The organism is Streptomyces uncialis, from assembly GCF_001905345.1.
Taxonomy (GTDB): Bacteria; Actinomycetota; Actinomycetes; order Streptomycetales; family Streptomycetaceae; genus Streptomyces; species Streptomyces uncialis.
Genome location: NZ_LFBV01000005.1, coordinates 101,971 through 122,324, shown reverse-complemented (window position 1 = coordinate 122,324; position 20,354 = coordinate 101,971). Strand labels below are relative to the sequence as shown.

The 20,354-nt window shown below is 73.3% G+C and carries 16 protein-coding genes; 12 read left to right on the top strand and 4 right to left on the bottom strand.

What is annotated here, in order from left to right:
- Window positions 1-22: 22 nt before the first annotated feature.
- The 6 genes from sufD to AB852_RS20830 are packed head-to-tail and all read left to right on the top strand — an operon-like array spanning window position 23 to window position 4,360.
- Window positions 23-1,204: a Fe-S cluster assembly protein SufD gene (gene sufD, locus AB852_RS20855; protein ID WP_073790791.1), complete on the top strand. Its 1,182-nt coding sequence runs from the start codon at window positions 23-25 to the stop codon at window positions 1,202-1,204.
- Window positions 1,201-1,518, top strand: coding sequence for a non-heme iron oxygenase ferredoxin subunit (locus AB852_RS20850; RefSeq protein ID WP_073790789.1), 318 nt, complete (start codon window positions 1,201-1,203; stop codon window positions 1,516-1,518). The genes sufD and AB852_RS20850 overlap by 4 nt, the downstream gene beginning before the upstream one ends.
- 7 nt (window positions 1,519-1,525) lie before the next feature.
- Window positions 1,526-2,290, top strand: a complete 765-nt coding sequence (sufC, locus tag AB852_RS20845; RefSeq protein WP_073790786.1) for a Fe-S cluster assembly ATPase SufC — start codon at window positions 1,526-1,528, stop codon at window positions 2,288-2,290.
- Window positions 2,287-3,555: a cysteine desulfurase gene (locus AB852_RS20840; RefSeq protein WP_446749966.1), complete on the top strand. Its 1,269-nt coding sequence runs from the start codon at window positions 2,287-2,289 to the stop codon at window positions 3,553-3,555. Before sufC ends, AB852_RS20840 begins: the two co-directional genes overlap by 4 nt.
- Before the next feature lie 14 nt (window positions 3,556-3,569).
- Window positions 3,570-4,028 (top strand): Fe-S cluster assembly sulfur transfer protein SufU, encoded by a 459-nt coding sequence (sufU, locus tag AB852_RS20835; RefSeq protein ID WP_073790782.1) that lies wholly within the window; start codon window positions 3,570-3,572, stop codon window positions 4,026-4,028.
- A complete protein-coding gene (locus AB852_RS20830; RefSeq protein WP_073790780.1) occupies window positions 4,025-4,360 on the top strand; it encodes a metal-sulfur cluster assembly factor in 336 nt (111 codons plus the stop codon). The genes sufU and AB852_RS20830 overlap by 4 nt, the downstream gene beginning before the upstream one ends.
- Window positions 4,361-4,547: 187 nt before the next feature.
- Here the strand turns inward: AB852_RS20830 and AB852_RS20825 are convergent, their stop codons facing one another.
- The gene (locus tag AB852_RS20825; RefSeq protein WP_245876859.1) at window positions 4,548-6,221 is read right to left on the bottom strand and encodes an MFS transporter; all 1,674 of its coding nucleotides are present in this window, start codon (window positions 6,219-6,221) and stop codon (window positions 4,548-4,550) included.
- 194 nt (window positions 6,222-6,415) lie between these two features.
- Between AB852_RS20825 and AB852_RS20820 the strand changes: the two genes are divergently transcribed.
- The 5 genes from AB852_RS20820 (at window position 6,416) to AB852_RS20800 (ending at window position 10,325) form a co-directional block, all read left to right on the top strand.
- Window positions 6,416-6,736 carry a DMT family transporter gene (locus AB852_RS20820; protein WP_073790778.1) on the top strand — a complete coding sequence of 107 codons (321 nt, stop codon included), beginning with the start codon at window positions 6,416-6,418 and terminating at the stop codon, window positions 6,734-6,736.
- Complete coding sequence (locus AB852_RS20815) at window positions 6,736-7,269, top strand: TetR/AcrR family transcriptional regulator (protein ID WP_073790776.1); 534 nt, start codon at window positions 6,736-6,738, stop codon at window positions 7,267-7,269. The genes AB852_RS20820 and AB852_RS20815 overlap by 1 nt, the downstream gene beginning before the upstream one ends.
- A gap of 58 nt (window positions 7,270-7,327) precedes the next feature.
- Window positions 7,328-8,317, top strand: coding sequence for a 2,3,4,5-tetrahydropyridine-2,6-dicarboxylate N-succinyltransferase (gene dapD, locus AB852_RS20810; protein ID WP_073790774.1), 990 nt, complete (start codon window positions 7,328-7,330; stop codon window positions 8,315-8,317).
- Between the two features lie 197 nt (window positions 8,318-8,514).
- A complete protein-coding gene (locus AB852_RS20805; protein WP_079184814.1) occupies window positions 8,515-9,147 on the top strand; it encodes a SigE family RNA polymerase sigma factor in 633 nt (210 codons plus the stop codon).
- Window positions 9,144-10,325 carry a WD40 repeat domain-containing protein gene (locus AB852_RS20800; protein ID WP_073790772.1) on the top strand — a complete coding sequence of 394 codons (1,182 nt, stop codon included), beginning with the start codon at window positions 9,144-9,146 and terminating at the stop codon, window positions 10,323-10,325. Before AB852_RS20805 ends, AB852_RS20800 begins: the two co-directional genes overlap by 4 nt.
- A 60-nt stretch (window positions 10,326-10,385) precedes the next feature.
- Here AB852_RS20800 and AB852_RS20795 read toward each other — a convergent pair whose 3' ends face one another.
- Window positions 10,386-12,233, bottom strand: coding sequence for an endonuclease/exonuclease/phosphatase family protein (locus AB852_RS20795; protein WP_073790770.1), 1,848 nt, complete (start codon window positions 12,231-12,233; stop codon window positions 10,386-10,388).
- A gap of 542 nt (window positions 12,234-12,775) precedes the next feature.
- Here AB852_RS20795 and AB852_RS20790 point away from each other — a divergent pair.
- Window positions 12,776-14,320 carry a hypothetical protein gene (locus tag AB852_RS20790; RefSeq protein WP_073790768.1) on the top strand — a complete coding sequence of 515 codons (1,545 nt, stop codon included), beginning with the start codon at window positions 12,776-12,778 and terminating at the stop codon, window positions 14,318-14,320.
- A 267-nt stretch (window positions 14,321-14,587) separates the two neighbouring features.
- Here the strand turns inward: AB852_RS20790 and AB852_RS20785 are convergent, their stop codons facing one another.
- Together AB852_RS20785 and AB852_RS20780 are read right to left on the bottom strand one after the other, a co-directional pair.
- Window positions 14,588-17,038, bottom strand: coding sequence for a protein kinase domain-containing protein (locus tag AB852_RS20785; protein ID WP_342748492.1), 2,451 nt, complete (start codon window positions 17,036-17,038; stop codon window positions 14,588-14,590).
- A 516-nt stretch (window positions 17,039-17,554) separates the two neighbouring features.
- On the bottom strand, window positions 17,555-20,230 hold the full coding sequence (locus AB852_RS20780; RefSeq protein ID WP_079184813.1) for a protein kinase domain-containing protein: 2,676 nt from the start codon (window positions 20,228-20,230) through the stop codon (window positions 17,555-17,557).
- Between the last annotated feature and the right edge of the window lie 124 nt (window positions 20,231-20,354).

Sequence of the window (20,354 nt, the reverse complement as noted above, 5' to 3'; positions counted from 1 at the left end):
GAAAGCGAGCACTACGACAGCCATGGCTGAGGCTCAGAATCTCCCGGTGGGGTCCACCACCGCCGGCGCCATCGCGGTGGCGGCCGAGTCGACCGTCGCCACCCGCATGAGCGCGCCCCCGTCCTTCGACGTGGCGGACTTCCCCGTGCCCCACGGCCGTGAGGAGGAGTGGCGGTTCACGCCGCTCGACCGGCTGCGCGGACTGCACGACGGCACCGCCGTCGCGACCGGCTCCGTCAAGGTCACCGTCGAGGCCCCCGAGGGTGTCGTCGTCGAGACCGTCGGCCGTGACGACGCGCGCCTCGGCCGGGCCGGCACGCCCGTCGACCGGGTCGCCGCGCAGGCGTACTCGTCCTTCGAGACGGCGTCCGTGATCACCGTCCCCAAGGACACCGTCCTCACCGAGCCGGTGCGGATCGCGGTCCACGGCGAGAGCGGTACCGCGTTCGGCCACCAGGTCGTCGAGCTGGGCGCCTTCGCCGAGGCCGTGGTCGTCGTCGACCACACCGGTGACGCCGTCCTCGCCACGAACGTCGACTACGTCCTCGGCGACGGGGCCAAGCTCACCGTCGTCTCCGTGCAGGACTGGGACGACGAGGCCGTCCACGTCGCCCAGCACAACGCGCTGATCGGCCGGGACGCCCTGTTCAAGTCGGTCGTCGTCACCTTCGGCGGGGACCTCGTACGTCTCCACCCCCGGGTCGCCTACGCGGGCACCGGTGGTGAGGCCGAGCTGTTCGGTCTGTACTTCACCGACCGGGGCCAGCACCAGGAGCACCGTCTCCTGGTCGACCACAACACCCCGCACTGCAAGTCCAACGTCGTCTACAAGGGCGCGCTCCAGGGCGACGGCGCGCACGCGGTGTGGATCGGCGATGTGCTGATCGAGGCCAGGGCCGAGGGCACCGACACCTACGAGATGAACCGGAACCTCGTCCTCACCGACGGCGCCCGGGTCGACTCCGTGCCGAACCTGGAGATCGAGACCGGTGAGATCGTCGGCGCCGGACACGCCTCCGCCACCGGCCGCTTCGACGACGAGCAGCTCTTCTACCTGATGGCCCGCGGCATCCCCCAGCAGGAGGCCCGCCGTCTCGTGGTGCGCGGCTTCTTCGCCGAGCTGGTCCAGCAGATCGGCCTGCCCGACGTCGAGGAGCGGCTGATCACCCGGATCGAAGAGGAGCTGGAGGCGTCGGTCGCATGACGTTCGTACGCGCCTGCGGAGTGAGCGAGCTGGAGGACGACACCCCGAAGAGGGTGGAGCTCGACGGCACGCCGGTCTCGGTCGTCCGTACCGAGGGCGAGGTGTTCGCCATCCACGACATCTGTTCGCACGCGAACGTCTCCCTCTCCGAGGGCGAGGTGGAGGACTGTCAGATCGAGTGCTGGCTGCACGGCTCCAGCTTCGACCTCCGCACCGGCAAGCCGTCCGGCCTTCCCGCGACGCGCCCTGTTCCCGTATACCCCGTAAAGATCGAAGGGGACGACGTGCTCGTCTCCCTTTCCCAGGAGTCCTGAGGCACCCATGGCAACGCTTGAAATCCGAGACCTGCACGTCACCGTCGAGGCCGACAACGCCACGAAGGAGATCCTCAAGGGCGTCGACCTGACCGTGAAGCAGGGCGAGACGCACGCCATCATGGGCCCCAACGGCTCCGGCAAGTCGACCCTCGCCTACTCGCTGGCCGGTCACCCCAAGTACCAGATCACCGGGGGCACCGTCACCCTCGACGGCGAGGACGTCCTGGAGATGTCCGTCGACGAGCGGGCCCGCGCCGGCCTGTTCCTCGCGATGCAGTACCCCGTCGAGATCCCCGGCGTCTCCGTCTCCAACTTCCTGCGCACCTCCGCCACCGCCATCCGCGGTGAGGCCCCCAAGCTGCGGACGTGGGTCAAGGAGGTCAAGGAGACCATGCAGCGGCTCCACATGGACCCGGCCTTCGCCGAGCGCAACGTCAACGAGGGCTTCTCCGGCGGCGAGAAGAAGCGCCACGAGATCCTTCAGCTGGAACTGCTCAAGCCGAAGATCGCGATCCTCGACGAGACCGACTCCGGCCTCGACGTGGACGCCCTGCGGGTCGTCTCCGAGGGCGTCAACCGCGTCCGCGGCACCGGCGAGGTGGGCACCCTCCTCATCACGCACTACACCCGCATCCTGCGGTACATCAAGCCCGACCAGGTCCACGTCTTCTCGGGCGGACGCATCGTCGAGTCCGGCGGCGCCGAGCTCGCCGACAAGCTGGAGAACGAGGGCTACGAGGCTTACGTGAAGGGTGGCGCATCCGCGTGACTGTGGCCCGACAGGGGCTCTCCGGCCTCCTCGACACCGAGGCGATCCGCAAGGACTTCCCGATCCTGGACCGGGTGATCCACGGCGACAAGAAGCTGGTGTACCTGGACAACGCGGCCACGTCCCAGACGCCGCGCCAGGTCCTCGACGTGATCTCCGAGTACTACGAGCAGCACAACGCGAATGTGCACCGCGGTGTCCATGTGCTGGCCGAGGAGGCCACCGCGCTGTACGAGGGCGCGCGTGACAAGGTCGCCGCGTTCATCAACGCGCCCAGCCGCGACGAGGTGATCTTCACCAAGAACGCCTCCGAGTCGCTGAACCTCGTGGCCAACATGCTGGGCTGGGCCGACGAGCCCTACCGGGTGGACCACGAGACCGAGATCGTCATCACGGAGATGGAGCACCACTCCAACATCGTCCCGTGGCAGCTGCTCTCGCAGCGCACCGGCGCGAAGCTGAAGTGGTTCGGCCTCACCGACGACGGCCGTCTCGACCTGTCGAACATCGAGGAGGTCATCACGGAGAAGACGAAGATCGTCTCCTTCGTGCTGGTCTCCAACATCCTCGGCACGGTCAACCCGGTCGAGGCGATCGTGCGCCGTGCCCAGCAGGTCGGCGCGCTCGTCCTCATCGACGCCTCGCAGGCCGCTCCGCACATGCCGATGGACGTCCAGGCGCTCCAGGCGGACTTCGTGGCCTTCACCGGCCACAAGATGTGCGGTCCGACCGGTATCGGGGTGCTGTGGGGCCGCCAGGAGCTCCTGGAGGACCTGCCCCCGTTCCTCGGCGGCGGCGAGATGATCGAGACGGTGTCCATGCACTCCTCGACCTACGCGCCCGCCCCGCACAAGTTCGAGGCGGGCACCCCGCCCATCGCGCAGGCGGTGGCGCTGGGCGCGGCCGTCGACTATCTCGACGCCATCGGGATGGACCGGATCGCGCAGCACGAGCACGCGCTCACGGAGTACGCCGTCAAGCGGCTCCTGGACGTGCCCGACCTGCGGATCATCGGCCCCACCACGGCCGAGGACCGCGGCGCCGCGATCTCGTTCACACTCGGTGACATCCATCCGCACGACGTGGGCCAGGTCCTCGACGAGCAGGGCATCGCCGTCCGCGTCGGTCACCACTGCGCGCGGCCGGTCTGTCTGCGCTACGGAATTCCTGCGACCACGCGGGCGTCGTTCTATCTGTACTCCACGCCGGGCGAGATCGACGCTCTGATCGACGGCCTGGAGCACGTACGGAACTTCTTCGGCTGAGGGGCTCTGGGATCGTGAAGTTGGACTCGATGTACCAGGACGTCATCCTGGACCACTACAAGCACCCGCACGGGCGTGGTCTGCGGGACGGTGACGCCGAGGTGCACCACGTCAACCCGACGTGCGGTGACGAGATCACGCTCCGGGTGAGGTACGAGGGACGGCGGATCGCCGACATCTCGTACGAGGGGCAGGGGTGCTCGATCAGTCAGGCGAGCGCCTCGGTGCTGAACGACCTGCTCGTCGGCAAGGAGCTCGACGAGGCCCAGAAGATCCAGGGCGTCTTCCTGGAGCTGATGCAGTCCAAGGGCCGCATCGAACCGGACGACGCCATGGAGGAGGTCCTGGAGGACGCGGTCGCGTTCGCCGGGGTCTCCAAGTACCCGGCACGGGTGAAATGCGCCCTGCTGAGCTGGATGGCCTGGAAGGACGCGACGGCCCAGGCTTTCGCGGAGGAGGCGAGGAGCGCATGAGCGACAACGAGACACTGATGAAGCCCGCGTCGGAGGAAGAGGTCCGCGAGGCACTCCTCGACGTGGTCGACCCCGAGCTGGGGATCGACGTGGTCAACCTGGGGCTGATCTACGGCGTCCATGTGGACGACGCGAACATCGCCACCATCGACATGACGCTCACCTCGGCGGCCTGTCCGCTGACCGACGTCATCGAGGACCAGGCGAAGTCGGCCACCGAGGGCATCGTCAACGAGCTGCGCATCAACTGGGTGTGGATGCCGCCGTGGGGCCCCGACAAGATCACGGACGACGGCCGTGAGCAGCTTCGGGCGCTGGGCTTCAACGTCTGACCGCTGCTCGAACACCGTTCGATCGCCCTTCGGGTGCCGCTCGGACACCGCCGAGCACCCCCGGCCACCCGTACCGGGCCTCGGCACACGCGCTTCACCCGGCCCCACCGGACACCTCCGGTGGGGCCGCGTGCTGTCCCATGGGTACCGGGGACGGTGTCCCTGTCCCCACGGGTGCCGGACGGTGTCAGACGCCCCGGCCGGCGGGGGTGGCCGGGGTCTCGGGTGCCGGGTCCTGATCCGCCGCCGCCGTCCCCTCCGTCGTCGGGCGGGCCCCGGCCCTGGCCTTCGCCCTCCCGTCGGCCGTGGCGGCGCGGGCGGTGAAGGTGCCCGTCGCGCAGATCACCGCGAAGCCGAGCAGGGTCCAGCGGGCCTGGCCCAGCGGTGCCGGTCCGCCCACCGCGACCAGCACCCCGGCGACCGCCGTACCGAACGCCGTGGCCAGCGAGGTCACCGTCGCGATGGCCGCCGCCGCCCGGCCGCCCTCCCCTGGATCGGCGGTGGACGTCATCGCGGCCACGGACAGATGCGGGTACGCCGCCCCGATCCCCGCGCCCGCAAGGAACAGCACCGGGACCCAGACGGCCACCAGCGCGAGCGGCGCGTCCGCGCGCTGGAGCAGCCCGAGGACCGCGAGCCCCGTCGCCAGGATCACCGGTCCGGCGACCAGCAGCCGCCGCACGGTCCCGGCGCGGGTCACCGACGAACTGGCGATCTGGGTGAGCGACCAGCCCAGTGACACCGCCGCGCCGAAGAATCCGGCCGCGAGCGGCGGGAGCCCGCCGAGCCGCTGGCCGAACAGCGGGACGAACGCCTCCACCGCCACCCCGAAGGACAGCAGCGCGAGCGTCAGGTACACCCACTTCAGCGGGGAGTCCGACCGGTAGGTCGCGGCGGGGAACACCCGTACCGGACCGCGCCGCTCGTACGCCACGAACGCGGCCGTCAGCACCAGCGCCGCGGCGATGCCCAGGGCCATCGCCCAGGCCCGCTCCAGGACAGCGGTCACGCTCACTGCCGTGGTCGCGGCGGTGACCAGCGCGAGCGACCCGAACGGCACCGGGCCCGGTGTATCGCTCCGGCCACCGCGCGGGACCACCCGGACCACGGCGGCGCAGCACACCGCCGCGACCACCGCCATCAGCGCGAACGCCGTCCGCCAGGAACCGAACTGCGCGAACAGCCCGCCGAGCGCCGGACCGGCGAAGTTCCCGACGCCGTACATCGCGGACATCAGCGCGTTGCCCCGGGTCCACAGCCGCCGGGGCAGCGCCGTACGGATCACGGCGAAGCCGAGGCCGGACAGCAGTCCGCCGCCGAGTCCCTGCACGGCCCGCCCCACCAGCAAGGTCGGCATCCCCGGACTCACCGCGCAGACCAGCGACCCCGCGAGGAACAGGGCGAAGCCCGTGACATAGGCGCCGGTGTTCCCCCAGCGGGCCAGCGACCGGCTCACCAGCATCGTCGCGATCACCATGGCGACCAGGTAGACCGTCATGCCCCAGGCGTACAGCCGCTCACCGCCGATGTCGGCGACCGTGGTCGGCAGCAGGCTGGACGCGAGATAGATGTTGACCGCGCCGACGAGCACCCCGGCCGCCATCACCAGCGCGGCGCCCCGGTGCTCGGGCCCCAGCAGTTCCCGCCAGCGGGGCGGGGCGTCGGCAGCGGGGGTGGGGGCGGCGGAAAGGGCGGGTCCCGGCGGTGCGGAGGAGGGGCGGGCGCGGTGGCGGCCGGCGGGGGCGCCGTGGTTGTCGGGGCCGGCGGTGGTGTCGGGTCGGGCGCGCCCATCGTGGCGGTCGGGTCCGCCGGGTCCGCCGTGGTTGTCGGGGCCGGTGTTCCGGCCGTTCGGGGGAGTCATGTATTCGAGCGTTCCATTGAAGGAACCCCGGAGACTTCGCCCCCGAATCAGGCGGCAGGGACCTCGCTGAACTGGGGGTTTCGTCGTTCCGATCGGGATCGGGTCTCCAGTCGCGGTGCGGGGTGCCGGGGTCCGCCGGTGCCGGGGAGCGCCGATGTGTACGGCCGTACCCATCGATAGGTACACTCGTACACATGGGATATCTGTTCCTCGCCGGTGCCATCGCCGCCGAAGTCGTCGCGACCACCTCGATGAAGTACAGCGAGGGGTTCAGCAGACTGTGGCCGTCCGTGATCACCACGATCGGCTACGTCATCGCGTTCACCCTGCTCGCGCAGACCCTCAAGACCGTGCCGGTCGGCTCGGCGTACGCGATCTGGGCCGGGGTGGGCACCGCGGTGATCGCCGCGATCGGGATGCTCTTCCTCGGGGAGGCCCTGACCGCCTTCAAGGTCGCGGGCATCGCCATGGTCATCGGCGGCGTGGTCCTGCTCAACATGGGCGGGGCCCACTGATGGCCCGCCGGTACGACCCCGAGCGGCGGCAGCGGATCATCGACGCGGCGATCCGGGTGGTCGCGGACCAGGGCATCGGCGGCCTCAGCCATCGCACGGTGGCCGCCGAGGCGGACGTACCGCTCGGCTCGACCACCTACCACTTCAGCACCCTGGACGAACTGACCGTCGCCGCGCTGCGCCAGGCCAACGAGAACGGCTCGGCGTTCTTCGCGGAGCGGCTCGACGGGGGCGGCGATCTCGCGGCGGACGTGGCGCGGGCGATCGGCGAGTGGATCGCCCGGGAACGCCGCTGGGTGGAGGTGGAGTACGAGCTGTATCTCGCGGCGCTGCGCAGACCCGCGATGCGGCCGGTCGCCGCCGAATGGGGACGCGAATTCGTCGAGCGGCTCACCGCGCGGACCGACCCCGTCACCGCGAAGGCGCTCGTCGCACTGGTCGACGGGATCTGTCTCCAGGTCCTGCTGACCGGCGCGGACTACGACGAGGAGTACGCCCGCGAAGCCCTGTCCCGGGTGGTCCGCGCACCCTGACCCGGGCCGTACGGGCCGCCATTGGCCCAGCCGCCCCCCGGCCGGTTAGGTTGCACTCATGACCGACACGACTGCTGTACGCACCACCGGCGCCGTCGCCGCCGGGCTCGCCACCGTCACCTCCGACGGCGCCGTCCTCGACACCTGGTTCCCCGCCCCCGTCCTCGACGCCGGACCCGGCCCGGCCGGCACCGAGCGGCTGAGCGCCGAGCGCGCCGCGGAACTCCTCGGCGAGGGTGCCGCGCGAGCCGTCGGCACCGACGCCCGCCGCGGGGTCGAGGTCATCGCCGTCCGTACGGTCATCGCGTCCCTCGACGACAAGCCGCTCGACGCGCACGACGCTTATCTGCGGCTGCACCTGCTGTCCCACCGGCTGGTCAAGCCGCACGGGCAGAACCTCGACGGGGTCTTCGGGCTGCTCACCAATGTCGCGTGGACCTCGCTCGGCCCCGTCGCCGTGGACGACATCGAGACGGTCCGGCTGAACGCCCGCGCCGAGGGCCTGCACCTCCAGGTCACCTCCGTCGACAAGTTCCCCCGGATGACCGACTACGTCGTCCCGAAGGGCGTCCGGATCGCCGACGCCGACCGGGTCCGGCTCGGCGCGCATCTGTCCGAGGGCACCACCGTCATGCACGAGGGCTTCGTCAACTTCAACGCCGGGACGCTCGGCACCTCCATGGTCGAGGGACGGATCTCCGCCGGGGTCGTCGTCGGTGACGGCTCCGACATCGGCGGCGGCGCCTCCACCATGGGCACCCTCTCCGGCGGCGGCAGCGTCATCATCTCCATCGGTGAACGCTGCCTCGTCGGCGCGGAGGCCGGGGTCGGGATCGCCCTCGGCGACGAGTGCGTGGTCGAGGCCGGGCTGTACGTCACCGCCGGTACCCGGATCACCCTGCCGGACGGTCAGATCGTCAAGGCCCGTGAGCTGTCCGGCGCGTCGAACATCCTCTTCCGCCGCAACTCCGTGACCGGAGCGGTCGAGGCCCGCCCGAACAACGCCGTCTGGGGCGGTCTCAACGAGGTTCTGCACAGCCACAACTGACCCATGTGACGTGCCGCTCCGGGCGGCCCGCACGGCACCGGTCCCCGGTCGCCGCGCGGGCCGCCCTTCGCCGTCCGCGGGCACCGGCACACCGTACGGGGAATCGTCCGCGCACAGGCATAGCCGCCGGGCACCGCACCCGTCCGACAGGGCAGACGCCCCTGCCCGGGGGCGCCCACGTGTCGAGGAAGGTGACGATGGATGCCGAAGGGCAGCAGAGTTTCCGGGAGTTCCTGGCGAACCGGTCGTCGGCGTTGCTGAGGACCGCCGTGCTGCTGAGCGGGGGCGATCAGCACGCCGGGGAGGATCTGCTCCAGAGCGCGCTGCTCAAGGTCGTCGGCCGCTGGAACCGGATCGACGACCATGAGGCGTACATCCGCCGCATCCTGTACCGGCAGCAGGTCAACCGCTGGCGGCTGAAATGGCCCCGGCGCGAGGTGGTGGTCGCCGAACCGCCCGAGCGGAAGGCCGCCGGTGACGCCCACGCGACCGCCGAGCTGCGGCTCGTCCTGATGGCGGCCCTGACCCGGCTCACCGCCCGGCAGCGCTCCGTCCTGGTGCTGCGCTACTTCGAGGACCTGCCCGAGGCCGAGGTGGCCCGGATACTGGGCTGCACGGTCGGCACCGTCCGGTCCACCACCCACCGCGCGCTGGCCCGGCTGCGCTCCCGCTCCCCGGAGCTGGTCGCCCTGACCGGCGGCGAGCCCGGCTGGGCCCGTCGGCAGGACCCGCCCGGCGGATCACCCTCCGGGCCACGACCACTCGACCCGGCCGCCCCCCAGGAGACCCGGCGGCCCGGCGGCACCACGTACGCGGAGGCAAGCCCGTGAATGTCGAGAACGTGCTGAGGAGCACCCTGCGGGAACGGGCGGAGCACACCGGTCCCGCCCCGTCCGATCTCGCCGACCGGGTGCTGGGTGCCCGCCGCCGCAGGCGCCGCGTCCGCTGGGGCCTGTCGGTGCTGGTCGCCCTGACGGCCACCGGACTCGCCCTCGGACAGATGCTGGGCGGCTCGGTGGACACCCGTCCGGCCAGCGAACGGGACAAGCGGGACGTGATCGGCCGCGCCGACCAGAGCCCGCCGCGCGAGTTCGTCGCGGCGGGGGACACCGCGCTCGCCGCGCACTACACGATCCACTGGGCGGACGTCTCGTCGCAGCGGATCGGCCGACGCGACTATCAGCTCCTCGACCAGCGGACCGGCACCTACCGGCCCGTCCCCTGGCGCTATCTGGACGTGGCACCGGGACTGCGGACCGCCGCCGTGCTGGAGCAGGACCTGCCCGCCCGCCGGGTCGGTCTCGTCGACATGACGACCGGCAAGGTCACCCGCTGGATCGATCTGCCGGGCAACAAGGCCGGCGCCGTCGCCTTCTCACCGGACGGCAACCGGCTGGTGGCCACGACGTACGACGGGACACCGGAGGAGATCACCCTCGGGCAGGGAAGCCATTTCGCGCGGGCCGACGCGCGGCGCACCGGGTTCTGGATCATCGATCTGCGCTCGGGCCGCACCGCATGGCACCCGGCACCCGACGAGGCGGAGTACACCAGCTTCATCCCCCGCCGGGACTTCGACTGGAGCTCGGACGGACGGCTCGTCCGCAGCCCGAACGACAAGAAGGGGTACGACTACTACGACCTGAAGGGCGGCAAGGCCACCGCGCCCACCGCCGAGAAGCACCTCACGTCCCACCCCGGTGAGGTGTCTCCGGACGGCACACTGGTGGCGGGCGGACCGGCCGGGAACACCACCTCCTGGCTGATCGACGCCCGTACCGGGGCCCGCGAGGACGATGTAACCGGCTCGGAGTTCCTCGCCTGGGCGGACGACAGAAGAGCCGTCTTCCTGGGCTGCCAGGGCCTGACCTGCGAAGACTGGGACAAGCGGGTGGAAACGCTGCTCCTGGTCGATGTGCGCACGGGCCGTGTCGAACCGCTCAGCGGGGAGCGCCCCATGAACAAGACCGAGAAGGAGCTCTGGCAGCCGGTCTTCGCGCCACGTTGACCCCCGGGCCCGGGACGGGGCGATCCCGTCCCGGGCCCGGGGGCCCGCCGCGACCGCCGGTCAGGGGCGGAAGCGCAGCACCTGCGGGTCGTGGTCGCTGTTCTGGTCAGCGAACTCCGCGTTGAGGTGGACCGAGTCGTAGGCGAAGTCGCCCCGGCGCACCGAAGGACTGATCAGGATCTGGTCGAGCACCTGGCTGTTGCCCTGGTACGTGTACGAGTACCGGTCCGACTCCGGCAGCGACCTGACCGCCGGCCACAGCGCCCCGCCGTCCGCCAGGAGCTCGGTGGTCCGGGAGAACTCGAAGTCGTTGATGTCGCCGAGGGCGATCACATCGGCGTTCCGCTGGACCTTCAGGATGTCCTTGACGAAGGAGTTCAGCTCGGTCGCCTGGAGATGCCGCTGGGTCTCCGAGGAGCGGTTCGGGGGCTGGAACTGCGAGGTCAGTGCCTGGTCGCCGCCCTTGGACGCGAAGTGGTTGGCGATCACGAACACCGTACGGCCCCGGAAGACGAACTCGCCCGCGAGCGGCTTGCGGCTGCTCTCCCAGGCGGGTGAGGCGGGGGTGATCCGGCCCGGGGACACGGTCAGCGCGGCCTGTCCGCCGATCCGGGTGACCCCGGCGGCGGTCGTCGCGTCCCCGCCGGCGCGGTCGGTGAAGGACACCCGCTCCGGGTCGAAGAGGAACACCTGGCGGATGTTGCCGCCGGGCTGGCCGCCGTCCGCGCCGTCCACCGGGTCGATGGACCGCCACGCGTAACGCGGTCCGCCCTGCGCGACGATGGCCTCCGTGAACTTGCGGACCGTGGCGTCGGCGGACACCGTGCCGTCGTTCACCGGGCCGTTGCCGTCCTGGATCTCCTCCAGCGCGACGATGTCCGGCGAGGCCAGATTGCCGACCACGGCCTTCGCCAGCGCGTCGAACTTCTCCTGCGGGTCGCCCGGGTCGAGGTTCTCCACGTTGTAGGTCGCCACCGCCAGCTCCCGGTGGTGCTGCGGACGGGTCCGCTCCCGCTCCGGACCCCGGTCCGCGACCGTGCCGAGCGTGCGCGCGGTCAGGGTGTAGCCGCCGAACTGGTTGAAGTCCAGCGGCCCCTCGGCGCCGCCCGTCAGCACATCACCGACATCGGCCACCGGGAACGGCCGCTCCGCGAGCGGGATCAGGGACTGGACCTGGAGCCGTCCGGTGTTCTGGTCGTCGTACGAGCCGTAGACCGTGCCGCCGCGCCGGTTGTCGTTCTCGTCCGGCTTCACCGTGACCCACAGCGCGCTGTACGGGTCGGTGGCGCCGACCACCCGCGAGGTGCCGACCCGGACGTTCATGCCCTCCAGGGACTCGTAGCGGTCCAGCGCGTAGGCGCGCGGGCGCAGCGGCAGCCCGTTCACCGAACCCTGCGCCGCCGGGTCGCCCACCGGGGCGTAGGCGTCGGGCACGGACCGGCGGTCGAGGGTCACCGGCGCGGGCAGCGCGTTGCCGGAGGAGTCGACCGTGACGGTCGCGCGGCTGAGCTGGGTCAGCGACTGGTTCCCGCTCGACGCGCCGCCCGGGACGTACTCGGCGACGGTCCCGGAGACCCGTACCGCGTCACCGACGGCCACCTTCGGGGTGGTCCCGGTGAAGACGAAGAGGCCCTCGCTGGTGGCCGGATCGCGGTCCGGGTTCGGGTCCTGGAACCAGAACCCTCTGGACGAGCCGTAGCCACGGACCCCGGTCACGATCCCGGTGACATCCGTGACCTGCTGCCCGGCGAGCGGGGATATCCGGGTGGTGCCCTGGACGTCATGGACGGCGACCGGGCCCGCGTCCGGCCCGGCCTGGGCGGGAGCGGTGAGGACCACGGCCGTCAGGGTGGAGCAGACGGCGGCGACGGTGAGCGTGGCGAGACGGGTCGAGGTGCTGCTCGGCAAGGGAGATCCCTCCAGGGTCGGGACGGGTCGGGTGGAGAAGGGTGGGGCAGGTCGGGTCGGTACGAGCGGGGCGGTACGGGCAGGGGCGCGGCTGTCGGGACCGGACGCCGGGACCGGACGCCGGGACGGGTGGAACGCGGGCTGAACGCCGGGGCGGGCCGGACGGCGCGGGCCGGGCGTCCGGGGTGGTGCGGGGGTGGCATCGGGTCGTTCGGGGCGCGTGGTGGTGCGGGGGTGGTGTCCGGGCGGCGCACGGGGTGCCACCGGTGGTCGTCCCGGCGGTGCTCCCCGGCCGTCGCGGGTGTCGGCGGTGGCTGTGGTGCTGGTGATGAGGGCGGTCACGGGCCGGTCCGGGCTGGGCGACGCTCTGCCCGGGTCCCGTCACCGTGCGGTTTCTACGCGCGTCAATCTCTTGCGTCGGCGGGGGAGTTGTCAAGGTCCCGGAGGTGTACTCCACTTGTCGAGTACATGAACCAGGCGGCATGGGGTGAAATCCGTCTAGGCTGAGCGGCCGGACCATATGCCTGGAGGAGAACCCCCCGATGTCAGACCGTTCCCCGCTGCCCCCGGTGCTGCTGCGCCCCGAGGCGGAGCTCGCCCGGGAGGCGCTCGCCGCCCCCCTGTTCTCCCGCGCCGTGCGGCTCGCGCGGTGGGCCGCCCCCGGGACCCCGGTGAGCGCCGGGGGAGAACTGGCTGAGGAACTGCTGCCCGCGGCGGCCGTCGAGCTCGGACTCCTCGACCCCGGCGCGGTGGGCCTCGGCGAGGACACCGGCGTGAGCGGGTCCGTCCCGGCCGCCCAGGTCGAGGACGCGCTCGCGGACGCCGGTGAGGCCTGGCGGGTCGCGGTCGACACCGGACTCGTCGAGGTCACGGAACCGGCGGACGAGCCGGCGGACGGCGACGAGGACGGACCCGACGGCACCGCCACCCAGGGCGAGGAGCTGGAGCTGATCACCTCGGGCTCCCCGCAGGACGTCCTCACGCTCTGGCTCACCGCCCTCGACACCGTCCTGGCCGACGCGACCGTCCCCGATCTGGACGACCTGATCGGCTCCGTCGACGAGGAGGGCCTGGTCGACCTGCGGGAACTCGACTGGGACCCGGAGGCCGAGGCCGACTTCCTCGAAGGCGTGCTCGGCAATCTGTATCTGCTGACCGTCGACGAGGACGGCCCCGGCGACGGCCCGGTGCCGCTGCCCGCGCTCGCCGCGTCGATGCTCGTGCCCGACGACATGGGCGAGCCCACCGACGACGTGCTGGAGCAGGTGTCCGACGCGATGCTGAAGCTCGACGGCCAGTTCCGGATGCTCGCCCCGGTCGGCCTGGTCGAGTACCGGCCCGTGGACGAGGCGCTGATGGCCGACGCCGACGAGTCCGCCGCGCCCGGCGCCGACGGCCCGGCCGTCCCGGACGACGACATCGACGTGAGCCGCTACGGCATGGTCCGGCTCACCCCGCTGGGCCTGTACGGGGTACGGGCGCGGATGCTGGAGGCCGGTCTCGACGTCCCCCTCGTCGGGGACCTCGCGGACAAGGGCGCGGACGTCCTGCTGGACCGCGCCGGAGCCTTCCCGCCCGCCGCGGCCCGCGCCGAGACCGCGCTGTGGCTCGGCCGCCGCGAACCGCTCGCCGCCGCCCGGGAACTGCTGTCCGCCGCACGCGGCGAGGACGCGGACGGCCCGCTGCGCAGGCTCAGCTGCCAGCAGGCCCTCGCCGTCCTCGGCGCCCCGGCGGAACCGGCGGTACGGGAGGTGCTGGACGATCCGGAGCTGGGCGGTCTGGCCCGGGTGTGGCTCACCGAGCACGGCGCCACCGACGTCCCGCCGCCCGGTGAGGACATGATCTTCTGGCTGACCGTCGACACGGTCGCCGCCCAGCTCGCCGCCGAGGGCAACAGCGAGGAACTCCAGGGGCTGGTCGAGGGCATCGCCGCCCAGCACTCCGGGTTCTTCGGCACGGTGTGGCGGGTCGACCACCCCGCCACGGCGGACGTCCTGGAGGCGATGGGGAGGCTGCACCCCGACAAGGCGGTGGCCAAGCTGGCCCGGAAGGCCGCGTTCAAGGCCCGGTCGCACCGGGCCTCGTGACCCGGCGGTCCGGCGCCCCGCGCGTCGGACCGCACCCCGGGGGTTTCGGTCACCCCGGGGTTCGTCGGTTCGCCGGTTCGCCGGTTCGGCAAGCGGCGGTTCGCCGGGCATCGCCCGGAGCGGCCGGGTCGCGTTCGTGCCCCGGACACCCCTGGAGCGGTCTCCCAGGCACTTACGGATGCGGGCTGTGCGGGAACCGAGGGCGGGCTGTGGCGGGAACCCGAGGACGGGCTGTTCCGGAGCCCGGCTCCGGGTGCCGAGGGTGACTCAAGTGCGCGCGGGGGCGTACGCCTTGACCTCCGCGCGGCCGAGCCGGACGTACCAGCCGTGGCGGTCGGCGGCCAGTTCGGCGACCGTCCCGCCCGTGTCCCAGCTGCCGAGCGGTTTCCCGTCGGAGCTCCGGAACGCCTCGCAGATCCGTCCGGCCACCGCGTACACCACCGCGCCGACCAGCACCGGCGGACAGGAGGCGGGGCCGTCGCCGACGCTCCTGGCGGACCAGCGCGGCTTGCCCGTACCCGGGTCGACGCATTCCAGCGTCCGGCCGCCCGACCAGTGCACCAGCGCTCCGCCGTTCCCCACCGGGGCGCGGGTGCCGCCCGCGCGCCGGGGCCAGTTGGGCTCCAGGCCGAGGGTCGCCCGGCCCCAGGACAGTGCGCCGGTCGAGGGGTCGATGCCGTGCAGCCGCCCGCCCGACACCAGCAGCGCGGCGTCCCTGACCCGGCCGAACGCGGTGGTGCCCGGTGACACGGTGAGCCCGAGTTCCCGCTCCCGGACGCGTTTCCCCCCGGCCGGGTCGAGCAGGACCAGCCGTCCCCCGGCGTCCAGCAGCGCCGGTCGGTCGTCCGCCACCGCCCCGGCGACCGCCCAGCCGGGCCGGCCGTCGCTCCGGCCGCCCTCCTCGTACGTCCAGCGGTTCCGGCCGTCGTCCAGGCCGATGTAACGGGCGACCGCGCCCGGGGCCGGGTCGGTGAGGAGCACACCGCCGGGGAACGCGACCGCCCGCTCCCACCGGACGGACTCCGTACGCCGCCAGAGCCGTTCGCCGGTCGTCAGGGACGCGGCGTGCAGCAGGTACTTCGCGGGGTCGCCGGTGTCCTCGTACAGGCCGACCAGGGTCCGGCCCGACACGGTGAACCACAGGGGGCCCGACGGGAGGCGCGGGTCCAGGGGCAGGGCGCGCCCGTCGCGCAGCCGCAGCGGCCGGGTGCCCAGATCGCCCGCCGTGAGCAGACCGCCGACGACACCCCAGGCGGTGGGGGCCGAGGTGGACGCCTTCGCCGCCCACGCCCGTCGGCCCCCGGCCGCGTCATGGGCCTGGACGGTACCCACGGCCGGGTACCCGTCGCGGGTGCCGTGCACGACCACCCCCGTCCCGCTCGCGAGGATGGCGTCCACCGCGCCGCCGTCGCCCGCCGACAGGGTCCAGCGGGGGGCGTCCGGGCCCGCCCCGCCCGTACGCACCTCCCACTCGGGAGGTCCGGACGGGCCGTCGTCCGGGGTGGGGAGGCTCGCCGCGTAGGCCACGAGACCGGCGAAGCCGCCCGCTCCGGCGATCAGCAGACCGCGACGCCCCAGCTTCCGCAGCCGCCGCGCGCGCTCCCCGGGCACCGGGACGGGAACCCCCGGGACGGCCGGGGTGGCCCCGGACGGGGGGCCACCGGCTGTCGTCGTCCGAGTGGCGGTGTCCACCCGGATCCTCGGGTCGGTCTTCGGGCGGGTGCTCGTGGCGGCTGGTGTGGCGGCGGCCGTGGCGGCGGGCCGCGGGTCCGGGTTCATGGCCGGGTCCGGGGTCGTGCCAGTGCTCGTGTCCGGGGTCGGGACGGTGGCCTGTGCGCGTGGGTCGGCGGGTCCGCTCGCCTTGTCGCCCGGGGTGCGCGGGGCGCCCGGGGGCGGCTGGGGTGGTGCTCCGACCAGGGTCCGTACCGGGTCCGTACGCCACCACAGGGGGGCCGCCCGGTCCGCCGTGCGGCGCAGGATCTCGGCCGGGCCGGGGCGTCGGGCGGGCTCCTTGCGCAGACAGTCCGCGACGAGCGCCCGCAGCCCCGCGGCCGAAGGCACCCCGTCCAGATCGGGTTCGTCGTGGACGGCCCGGTACAGCAGCACGGCCGCGTTGCCCGCCCCGAAGGGCGCCCGGCCGGACGCCGCGTACGCCAGGACCGCGCCCAGGGCGAAGACATCCGTCGCGGGTGTCACGGGTGTGCCCTCCGCGATCTGTTCGGGGGCCATGTAGCCGGGTGTCCCGATCAGCGCCCCGGTCCCGGTCAGGCCCGGGTGGGTGCCGTCGGTGACCCGGGCGATCCCGAAGTCGATCACCCGGGGCCCGTCGCCGGTCACCAGGACGTTCGACGGCTTCAGGTCGCGGTGCACCAGACCCGCCGCGTGGATGTCGCGCAGCGCCTCCGCGAGCGCCCCGCCGAGCGCGAGCGCGGCGGCCGGGGCGAGCGGGCCGCCGACCGCGACGGTACGGCGCAGGGTGACCCCCGGCAGATACGCCGTGGCGAGCCAGGGCAGCGCGGAGCCCGGGTCGGCGTCCACCACCGCCGCCGTGAACGCGCCGGTCACCGCCCTCGCGGCAGCGGCCTCCCGGCGGAACCGCGCCCGGAAGTGCGCGTCCCCGGCGAGATGCGCGTGCACGGTCTTCACCGCGACCAGCCGCCCGCCCGGACTGCGTCCCAGGTACACCTGCCCCATCCCGCCCGAGCCGAGCCGCGCCAGCAGCCGGTGCCCGCCGAGTTGTTCCGGGTCACCCGGCCGCAGCGGTTCACCGACTCCGGGCGGTGCGCCGGCCGGTGCACTGGCCGGTGTGTCCGGTGTGTCCGGTGGCCTTTCGTCCGCGCCGGGCGGTGTCCCGAGCCGTCCTCGGGGTGCCCGGTCCGGTCCGGGCCGCGTCCCGTCCGCTCCGAGGGGTGTCTCGGTTGCCCCGGGCTGTGCCTCGCCCTCCCCGGCCGGGTCGCCGTCCCCGGGGGGTGTCCGGTCGGTCCTGGGCCGCGTCTCGTCCACTCCGGGGGGTGTCCGGTCGGCCCCGGGACGTGCCTCGCCCCGCCCGGCGGGTGCTCCGATCCCTCCGGGGGGTGTGCCGTCCGGTCCGGGTGGCTTCCCGCTCGCCCCCGGCGGTGTCCCGCTCATCGCCGTACCCGGCCCGTCACGGGCGTTCCCCTCTCGCCGTCAGCGGATCGGGCGGGGCGTCGTCCCGCCCGACCGTTGGCCATGGGTCCTCCGACCCGTACGTCATCAGTCGTCCGGCCCGCCGAGGGTGTGGACGGTTCCGGTGGCCCATACATGGACCACTCCGTCCCCCGCCGCCGCGCGGACCGTGTCGAACCGTTCCACGGGCGCGGCCCACACGGTGTCGCCCGTCGCCGCGTCCAACGCGTGCACACCCCAGCCGGGACGGCCGCCGCCCGGTGTCGCCCCGACCGCCGGATCGGGGCCCGCCGCGTACACCAGACCGTCGGCCACCAGCGGTACGTTGCTGTCCTCGGCGAGCGGCGCCACGTCATGGCGGCGCCAGCGGACGGCGCCGCCGTCCACGTCGAGCGCGCCGAGCCCGCCGCCGTCCGTGCCGAAGTGGACGAGACCGCCGACCACCACGCCGGTGATCCCGACCGGCTCGCCTTCCTCCGGCTGCCGCGACCAGCGGACGCCGCCGCTGGCCCGGTCGACGGCCTCGACCCTGTCGTACACCGCCTGATGGACGACGCCCCTGGCCCCGGGGCGTACCCCGGGCCGGGCGGAGCCGCCCGCGATCTCCTCCAGTACGTCGCCGTCCCGCTCGCGCAGCAGGAACAGCGGACCGGTGGGGGCGGCGCGCCGCCGGTCGCCGGATCCGTCGACCGCGAGGGCCAGGACACCGTCCGCCAGCTCCGCGCCGATGGCCTCGGCGGCGGTGCCCTGATGGAACCAGAGCGGTTCGCCCCGTGCCCGGCCATAGGCGTACACGCGCCACGGCTTCCCCGCCGAGGAACGTTTCTCCCATCGGGTGCCGTACGGCCAGGTGGTGACGAGGCAGAGCCGGTCGGCGGAGCGGACGAGCAGCGTACGGGTGCCGTCCGGTGTCCACGCGTCGGTCAGCGGACCCGGACGGCCCGGAAATCCCGCGAGGCCCGGGGTCTCCCAGCGGACCGTACCGGCCGCCGAGTCGAGGGCGATGATCGCCGTGTCCCACATGGTGTGGCGCAGGGCGTGCACCGTCCTGCCGTCCGGATGGACGGAGTTCACCTCCGGGTACGTCCACGAGGTGGTGCCCGTCCGGGCGTCGAGCCGGTGGAGGGTGGTGTCCGTGTGGGCGAGGAGCGCGGGTCCGTCGCGGTGGAGGGCGACGGTGGACGTGGCGGGTGCGGCGATCTCACGGCTCCAGCGGACGACGCCCCGGGGCAGGGTCCGCGCGGACGGCGTCCGCCGCGGCTTCCCCGCCCCCACGGTGTCCCCGGACGCGTTGTCGTCGCTGAGGGCGAGCGCCGTCGCGGTGGCGGCGGCCGAGGCCGCGGCCAGCCCGGCCGCCCCCCAGGAGAGAAACCGGCGACGGGCCAACAGGCCACGCGGGGGCTGCTCAAGAGCACCGCGCGGGGGGTCCCCGGTGGGGGCGGCGGTGACGGTGGTGTCGGCAGGGGCACTGGGGCCGGTGTCGGCGGTGGCGGTGCCAACAGCGGTGACGATGGCGGTGTCAGGGGCGGGAGGCGGTGGGCCGGTGGGGACCCGGCCGTCAGGTGCTGTGCCGTCAGGTGGTGGCCCGGCGGGGGCTTGACCAACAGGTGCGGGGCCGGAAGGTGATGCGCCACCAGGCGTTGGACCTGCGAGCCTTGGACCGGCGAGCCTTGGGTCAGCGGGTGTGGGGGTGGCGGGAGCCGTGTGCTGGGCGTCGGGGGTGGCGGGAGCCGCGCTCCCGGACGCGGCCCACTCGGTGTACGCGGTGACCGCGCGGGCCGCCGCGAGGTCGTGGTGGCCGATCAGCTCGGTGACCGTGGGCGCCTCCCACCAGGGCGCCGAGGCTCTCGGCGCGCACCAGGCCAGCAACTCCGGGACGGTGGGACGGTCCGCGGGCTCCTTGGCCAGACAGCGGCCGAGGAGATCGTCCCAGCCGCCGTCAGGGACCCCGATCAGATCGGGTGCCTCATGGACGGTGCGGTAGAGGATCTGGGGCGCGGTGCCGGAACCATGGGGGTTGCGGCCGGTCGCGCTGAGCGCGAGGAGCGCGCCGAGGGCGAAGACATCGGCGGCCGGGCCGGTCTCCCCGTCCCGGGTGATCTGCTCGGGGGCCATGAAGCCGGGGGAGCCGATGATCTCCCCGGTGCCGGTCAGCGTCTCCTCGTCGTCCGAGGCCGTTCCGTCGCCGCGCCCGGCGTCCCCGCCGGGGTCGCCGCCCGTGGCGCGGGCTATCCCGAAGTCGATGACCTTCGGCCCGTCGGCCGTCACCACGACATTGGACGGTTTCAGATCGCGGTGCACCAGTCCCGCCGTATGGACGGCCGCCACCGCCTCCGCGAGTGCCGCGCCGAGCGCGGCGAGGTTCCCGGAGTCCAGCGGACCGAGCGCGGCCAGCGCCTCCGAAAGCGCGGGACCGGCACAGAACTCGACGGCCAGCCACGGGTGTCCGGCCTCGGGATCGGCACCCAGGACGGCCGCGGTGAAAGGTCCGCGGATGGCTCGTGCCGCTGCCGTCTCCCGCCGGAACCGTTCCCTGAATCGGGGGTCCGCCGCCAGGTGCGGGTGCACCACCTTGACGGCGACGAGCCGCCCCGAAGCGGAACGTGCCAGGAACACCCGGCTCATCCCGCCCGCCCCGAGCGGCGCCACCAGAAGGTACTCCCCGAGCCGCCCGCCGGGCTCGGCGCCACCGGGACCGCTCCCGTACCCGAAGGCGGAACCGCCGTCCGCGCGCTCCGGCATCTCTTCCGTGCCCCGCACCATCAACGTCCCTCCTCCGTAACGACGCTACGCCCGTACGCCGTCCTCCCGTCCGGTGAACACCGACGCCCGGACGATCACAGCGACGCACATGGGACACAACGGGGTTGCATCCGGCCGAAATCCT